This window comes from Microcoleus sp. Z1_A1 (assembly GCF_036700305.1).
GTDB lineage: Bacteria > Cyanobacteriota > Cyanobacteriia > Cyanobacteriales > Microcoleaceae > Microcoleus.
Genome location: NZ_JAUBOR010000066.1, coordinates 1 through 6526, shown reverse-complemented (window position 1 = coordinate 6526; position 6526 = coordinate 1). Strand labels below are relative to the sequence as shown.

Here is a 6526-nt window from a genome sequence, read left to right as displayed (position 1 = left end):
GCTTTTTAGTCATTTTTAACTGACTTTAGCTGTTAGACAGGGGTTTTCAACCCCTGGCGGGCCTGGGGAAAACGAGGGGGCCAGCGGGCAAACTAACTTGAGAAACGTACTTGTTAAAAATCGGGATTGAAATAACATTAAAGCTTAGCAATTAGGCTTAATTGCCAATGAGTGATGGCAAACAAAAGGTTAAGATATAAACTTATAAAACCAGGGAAGTTCGCTCCATCACACACACAACTTATGCCGATAGCTCATATCATTGGACTAGGAAAATCAGGAATTGCCGCCGCCAGACTGCTAAAACGCGAAGGATGGGAAGTAACGCTGAGCGATCGCTCATCTTCCCCAAGCTTGCTCGAACAGCAACAGGAATTCGCTAACGAAGGAATTCATGTGGAGTTAGGTCAATCTTTTGAACCAGTCGAATCTATAGAATTAATAGTAGTAAGTCCGGGCGTTCCCTGGGACAGTCCAGCATTAGTGCGCGCCAGAGAGTTAGGGATTGAAACAATCGGAGAAATGGCTCTCGCGTGGCGTTACCTCAAATCTCCTTGGGTGGGAATTACCGGCACTAACGGCAAAACTACTACTACTGCTTTAATTGCGGCTATTTTTGCAGAGGCCGGGCTTTACGCTCCCGCTTGCGGCAATATTGGCTATGCTGCGTGCGAATTAGCTTTAGGCGAAAAACAGCCGGATTGGGTAATCGCAGAAATCAGCAGCTATCAGATAGAATCCTCGCCGTTTGTAGCGCCGCGCATCGGAGTTTTGACGACTTTGACGCCGGATCACCTCAGCCGCCACAAAACTTTAGAAAATTACTACAACATTAAAGCGCATTTGCTGAAAAAGTCGGAATTGCAAGTAATCAACGGCGACGATCCTTGTTTGCGGCAACAAGGAGTTGACATTTGGCCCGATGCGTGTTGGACGAGTGTCAAAGGTGAAAAAGATTTGTTGGGAAATACAGATTTTGGAGCCTATATTCAAGATGGTTGGGTAATAGCTCAAGGCGAGAAAATTCTGCCTGCTGATTCTTTGCGGATGGTGGGAGAACACAATTTGCAGAATTTGTTAATGGCGGTGGCGGCGGCTAATTTGGCGGGGATAGATAAAAGTGCGATCGCCCAAGCCATTGCCAAATTCCCCGGAGTTTCGCACCGCCTGGAACACATCTGCACTTGGGAAGGCATAGATTTCATCAACGACAGCAAAGCTACTAATTATGACGCCGCCCAAGTCGGGTTGGCTTCTGTTAGCGCACCGGCGATTTTAATTGCGGGCGGCGACGCCAAAGAAGGGGACGATCGCGCGTGGATTGATACAATCAAGGCGAAAGCTGCTGGGGTGTTGCTAATTGGGGATGCGGCAGGTATTTTTGCCGATCGGCTCGAACAAGCAAATTACAACGCTTGGGAAATAGTCGAAACAATGGAACGAGCAATCCCGCGAGCAGCAGAATTAGGCAGACAAAACAACGCTAAAGTAGTGCTGCTTTCCCCAGCCTGTGCTAGCTTCGATCAATACCAAAACTTCGAGCAACGGGGCGATCATTTCCGCCAATTATGCCTCGAATCCCTGATTTAACGAACATCAATCCTGTAGGGGCGGGTTCACCAACAATTTATGGCTAAAACCAATAATCTCGTAAACCCGCCCCCACCCAACAGACTAAAACCAATAATCTCGTAAACCCGCCCCCACTCAACTGTCAATCACAATCTACCGCTTTCAAGATACAAGAGGCGGGTTCACCAACATCTTTAATTGGCTAACCATAATCTTCATAAACCCCCCGTCCATACTGTCTTCCAAATATCCTTAATTCTAGCCTGCTCTTCCCATTCTAGCTCCTGAAAAGCTATCATTATCTCCTCATGAGTATAATCAATAATGATTGCCGCCAAATGAGCAGCGGTTTCCGCTTCCAGCATGGCTGTTTTTAACTTTGCCATTGCCTCTTTATCCATTAGCACTAAACTTTGAATATTGACCTCACTTTCATTTTAATTGTGTCTGCAAATGTCTTTTAATTGGCTCTGAAAATCAGCAATCTGAGCAGCACTTATTGTATCAGAATGCGACGACGATATTTTAAATTGGCTACAAAGCTGAGAGCGCAATTTTTCATCAATCTCCAGAATATTGCCTTGGGAAGCGACGTTTTTTTGCAACAAAATTGCGATTTCCCTTTCCAGTTGGCGATTTCCTTGCTGAAAGAAGTCTTGAGAGTTAGAACGAAACAAACCGCTATTGACTTGCTGAATTTGGCTCGGTGTCAGCGATTGAGCCGAGACAGCAGCCGGAAATGCCAAAGATGCTGCTAGCCACCAGCTATAAATTATCTGTTTGAGAATGCTGTTCATCACTGTCTGGAGGAGTTATCACCTCAGTTGGTTTCTCGTTTTCTGACTCGCTTGCTAATTCATCTTCTCGTTCAAGTTTTTCTTGCCACTCGACAAGCTGCTGAAAAAGTTTCGGGTTAATTTCAAATACGGGTTTGTTGGTTTCTGACATATTTACTCCTAACATTTATTACATTTAACTGGTTTCCGAACTCTGCCTGCGAACCGCTGTCCAGAGAATATGCCTCGTTTTTTCAACAGGAAAAGTGGAGGCATATCCTCCGGATATGCGTAACCAGGCAGAGCTTGGCAACGAGTAGAAAAACAAGTATGTCGATCGGAAGTTACGCTCCCACCTTCAGCAGCGACATAATTATGCCTGTTAATGAACCACCAAGCAAAGCTAAAGTAGCTAAGGTACTAATGCCAAATCCTGCCGCTCTTTTTTCGGCAGCTTGATAGTAACCCCAAGCAAACAAAATACGTCCAATTATCCAAACTGCGCCGATACCGGCGGCCCAAATTGGGCTGATAAATTGCGAGAACAGCCACAGCGAGGGCAAAAATAGAATCATTTGCTCTAAGGTATTTTGCTGAACTCGCACCACTCGCTCAAAGTCTGGGTTTCCTGTCATCTGCGGGGGAGAAACTTTATATTTGAATCTAGCTCTGCCGACGTTGATGGTAACAACGAAGTAGAGAATTAATGCTGAAACAGTAATTAGACTAGGCCAAAGTGTGGCGTTTGCTTCTGCGAGCATGATTCGGTATTATTGGGGTGGACTATATATAGCAATCCTCGCATCGTTTGTGTAATTATTGTAGGGGGCAAACCCCCCGTGGTTGCCCCATGAGGCCGAGGTAAGCAAAGAAAGGCATTACCCCTACATCTTTTTACGACTCCTGCAAGGATTGGTATATCTTGATTATAAATCAATTATTGCCGATCGCGTTATTCATCGCCATCCCGTCATTCAAGGCAGGGGATTTGATGCAACTGCTGGGTATTAGTGGCGCGACAATTGCTTTCGGATTCTGGGACATCCTCGAAAACTTGCTGGCTGGGATTTTGATTCTTTTGCTCGCACCTGCATAGGGATACCAGCCCCCGACTCTTGTCGTGAGTAGCCCAAATTTTAGACTTTTGTTCAACCTCCCAGATTCCTCAGTGTAGTCAATCTAAAATCTAAAATCTGTGGAGTAAATTTAAAATCTAAAATCTAAAATCTAAAATCGTGTGACGGATACAAGCCCCGACTTAAGGAGATTATTTTGCTCAACAATATTCGAGACAGTCTTAAATATTTCACTAGGAGCAGGATTCCTCGAGAGCATCTAAAGCAAATACGAGTTGACTTGTTGGAAGAATCAACCCTAAATATTAACTATCTTGTCTTAATTCTCGGTTCCTGTATAATTGCCACCTTTGGACTGCTTTCCAACAGTGCAGCCGTCATTATCGGTGCTATGATCGTTGCGCCTCTGATGTTGCCAATCCGAGGGTTAGCATTTGGAGCGGTAGAAGGTAACGTTATCATCTTCCGCAAAGGTTTAGTTGCATTAGCAGTCGGGACGGTGCTAGCAATTTTTTTAGCTTGTTTTCTGGGCGCTTTGGTACAAATTCCCGACTTTGGAAGCGAAGTTTTAGCTCGTTCTAAACCTACATTACTAGACTTGGGAATTGCGATCGCCGCTGGGGGAATCAGTGGCTATGCAAAAGTTCAGCCCAAAGTTTCTGCTACTCTGGCGGGAACGGCGATCGCCGTGGCTCTGATGCCACCAATTTGTGTTATAGGTTTAGGCTTATCTCAAGCTAATTGGTCGCTCAGCCTGGGAGCAAGCCTCCTGTATCTTACTAATTTGCTGGGAATTACTCTCTCCTGTATGCTAACCTTTTTGATGGCCGGCTACACCCCCCTGCATCGGGCCCGTAAAGCCATCTTTTGGGCGCTAGCATTGACGGCTATACTTGTAATTCCTCTGGGCGTGAGTTTTGCGGAATTGATCGAGCAAGCGCAACTTGAAGCTAGTCTGAAGCGGGCGTTGCTTAACCGAACTATTACTTTTCAACGGGTGGAACTGATTGCAACTGATACTAACTGGTTGACGAAACCGCCGGAAGTGCGTCTGATTGTTCGCAGCAGCGAAGCTTTGACACCCAAACAAGTCCAGCTTTTAGAAGCATTTGTCGAAAAAGAAATGGGTCAACCATTTACCTTAATTTTTCAAGTGAGTCAAGTTGAAGAAGTGCGGCGATCGACGCTGAATAAGTCCCGCTAAAAACCGAATCCTTAACTATTTTATTCCTAATTATATGACCCCAGAAGCTGTAATTAACCAAGTGACTATAGAGGGCAATCTGAAGCAATTTCTCTTAGTGCTATTAGTTTCCTTAAGTGTGGCGGTGCTGCCGCAAATATGGGGCTGGTTGCGCCAAATTCCCTACACGCTGCTTTTAGTAATTGTTGGGTTGGGTTTGGCTTTTATAGATGTGCGATTGGTGTCGCTATCGCCAAAACTGATTCTGTTGATTTTTTTGCCGCCTCTGTTGTTTGAAGCTGCTTGGAACCTGGAATGGCCTAAACTCAAGCGGGATTTAGTGCCGATCGCTCTTTATGCGGTTGTGGGTGTTGTTATTTCCGTTGCTGGCGTGGCTTTTGCTCTCAACCAAATAGCGGGAGTTTCTTTAGCGATCGCCCTGTTGGTAGGAGCTAGTATATCTGCTACAGATCCTGTTTCAGTTATTGCCTTGTTCCGGGAACTGGGAGTTGAAAAACGCCTAGCTTTGCTGGTGGAGGGAGAGAGTTTATTTAATGATGGCATTGCTATTGTTGCCTTTAGTTTTTTGGTGGGATTCTCTCTAGGGACTGATGAAGTTGGCATCCCAATTCTGATTGCGCGTTTCTTAGCTTTTGTGGGAATTGGGGTGGTTGTCGGCAGTTTAATCGGTTTTGGAGTTTCTTATCTGACTCAACCATTTGATTTACCTTTGGTGGAGCAATCGTTAACCTTAGTTTCAGCCTACGGCACTTATATAATTGTGGAGGAATTGGGTGGTTCTGGGGTGATTGGTGTGGTGGTGATGGGCTTGATATTTGGAAACTTCGGCTCTCGTATCGGTATGCAGCCCAGTACCAGACTTGCGGTGACACAATTTTGGAATTTTTTGGCGTTTTTTGTAAATTCGATCATGTTCCTGCTGATTGGCGATCAGATGAGGTTTGCTGATTTGGGAACGAATTTAGGAGTGATTGGCATAACTGTAGTGGCGATGTTTGTGACGCGAGCGATCGCTATTTTTGGTTTAGGATGGTTGAGCAATTGGTTAGGACACTCTGAAATTTCATTGCCCGATCAAACTGTAATTTGGTGGGGAGGATTGCGGGGTTCTGTCTCGATTGCTTTAGCTTTGAGCGTACCCCATGTTCTGCCCGATCGACCAAAAATTATTGCGATCGTGTTTGGTGTAGTTTTATTTACGCTGCTAGTACAAGGTTTAACCACCAAGGCGCTGCTGGAAAAACTGGGCTTGTTGAACAACCAGGAGTTGCGCCAGGAGTATCTGGAGGCGATCGCCCAACGTGTTGCTCTCAATCGGGTTCTCAAGCATCTATCTGAAGTATCGGGCGATCGTAAAATCGAGCCTGAGTTTTCCAATCATCTCGTGAGTCAGCTTCAAGAAAAATTAAACTTGCTGCAAGCAGGAATCAATCAAATGTACGATCGATCTCCTGAACTGCGGCAGATGACTATCGACAAACTCGAAGGGGATTTGGAGGCAATAGAGGCTGATACTTATGCTGAATTTGTGCGATCGGGTCAATTGAAGGAGCTGCCTGTTTCTGTGTTGCAGCAATGTTTTAAAGAGCGGAATGAGACAATTGTTTCTTAAAGCGAATTCGGTTGCAGGATAAACAGAAATAAGTTGTAAGCTGAAGTGCATTTAAATTGTTGTATAGTCAAATTTAAGAAAAGTCTTGTGGGTGGGCCATAAAGCCTGCCCAAAAATACAATTTAGATGCCCAACAGCTTAGGAATGAGAATTAAATAACTTCCACAAGTTTGTGTGTGGGATGGGCGTCCCCCCCGTCCCAAAAGGACGGGCGGGACGCCCAACCCACAATAACAATTAAAATTGTAAGTTATTTAATTCGCGATCCTAAATTTAGATGCTTCAC

At 45.1% G+C, this 6526-nt stretch carries 8 protein-coding genes; 4 read left to right on the top strand and 4 right to left on the bottom strand.

Annotated features, from left to right (window positions below):
- Window positions 1-243: 243 nt before the first annotated feature.
- Window positions 244-1590 carry a UDP-N-acetylmuramoyl-L-alanine--D-glutamate ligase gene (gene murD, locus QT973_RS25045; RefSeq protein ID WP_333392458.1) on the top strand — a complete coding sequence of 449 codons (1347 nt, stop codon included), beginning with the start codon at window positions 244-246 and terminating at the stop codon, window positions 1588-1590.
- A gap of 197 nt (window positions 1591-1787) precedes the next feature.
- Here the strand turns inward: murD and QT973_RS25040 are convergent, their stop codons facing one another.
- The 4 genes from QT973_RS25040 to QT973_RS25025 form a co-directional block, all read right to left on the bottom strand.
- The gene (locus QT973_RS25040) at window positions 1788-1973 is read right to left on the bottom strand and encodes a hypothetical protein (protein ID WP_333233722.1); all 186 of its coding nucleotides are present in this window, start codon (window positions 1971-1973) and stop codon (window positions 1788-1790) included.
- A gap of 36 nt (window positions 1974-2009) precedes the next feature.
- Entirely contained in the window at window positions 2010-2369 is a 360-nt protein-coding gene (locus QT973_RS25035; RefSeq protein WP_333051385.1) for a hypothetical protein, read from the bottom strand.
- Window positions 2338-2520 carry a hypothetical protein gene (locus QT973_RS25030; RefSeq protein WP_333051386.1) on the bottom strand — a complete coding sequence of 61 codons (183 nt, stop codon included), beginning with the start codon at window positions 2518-2520 and terminating at the stop codon, window positions 2338-2340. Before QT973_RS25030 ends, QT973_RS25035 begins: the two co-directional genes overlap by 32 nt.
- 172 nt (window positions 2521-2692) lie before the next feature.
- Window positions 2693-3109: an MAPEG family protein gene (locus QT973_RS25025; RefSeq protein ID WP_333051388.1), complete on the bottom strand. Its 417-nt coding sequence runs from the start codon at window positions 3107-3109 to the stop codon at window positions 2693-2695.
- A 161-nt stretch (window positions 3110-3270) separates the two neighbouring features.
- Here QT973_RS25025 and QT973_RS25020 point away from each other — a divergent pair, with 161 nt between their 5' ends.
- The 3 genes from QT973_RS25020 to QT973_RS25010 all read left to right on the top strand — a co-directional run bounded on the left by QT973_RS25020 (window position 3271) and on the right by QT973_RS25010 (window position 6240).
- Window positions 3271-3444, top strand: a complete 174-nt coding sequence (locus QT973_RS25020) for a hypothetical protein (protein WP_333051389.1) — start codon at window positions 3271-3273, stop codon at window positions 3442-3444.
- A gap of 260 nt (window positions 3445-3704) precedes the next feature.
- Window positions 3705-4628, top strand: coding sequence for a DUF389 domain-containing protein (locus QT973_RS25015; RefSeq protein ID WP_333210946.1), 924 nt, complete (start codon window positions 3705-3707; stop codon window positions 4626-4628).
- 34 nt (window positions 4629-4662) lie between these two features.
- Entirely contained in the window at window positions 4663-6240 is a 1578-nt protein-coding gene (locus QT973_RS25010) for a sodium:proton antiporter (protein WP_333051392.1), read from the top strand.
- Window positions 6241-6526: the final 286 nt, after the last annotated feature.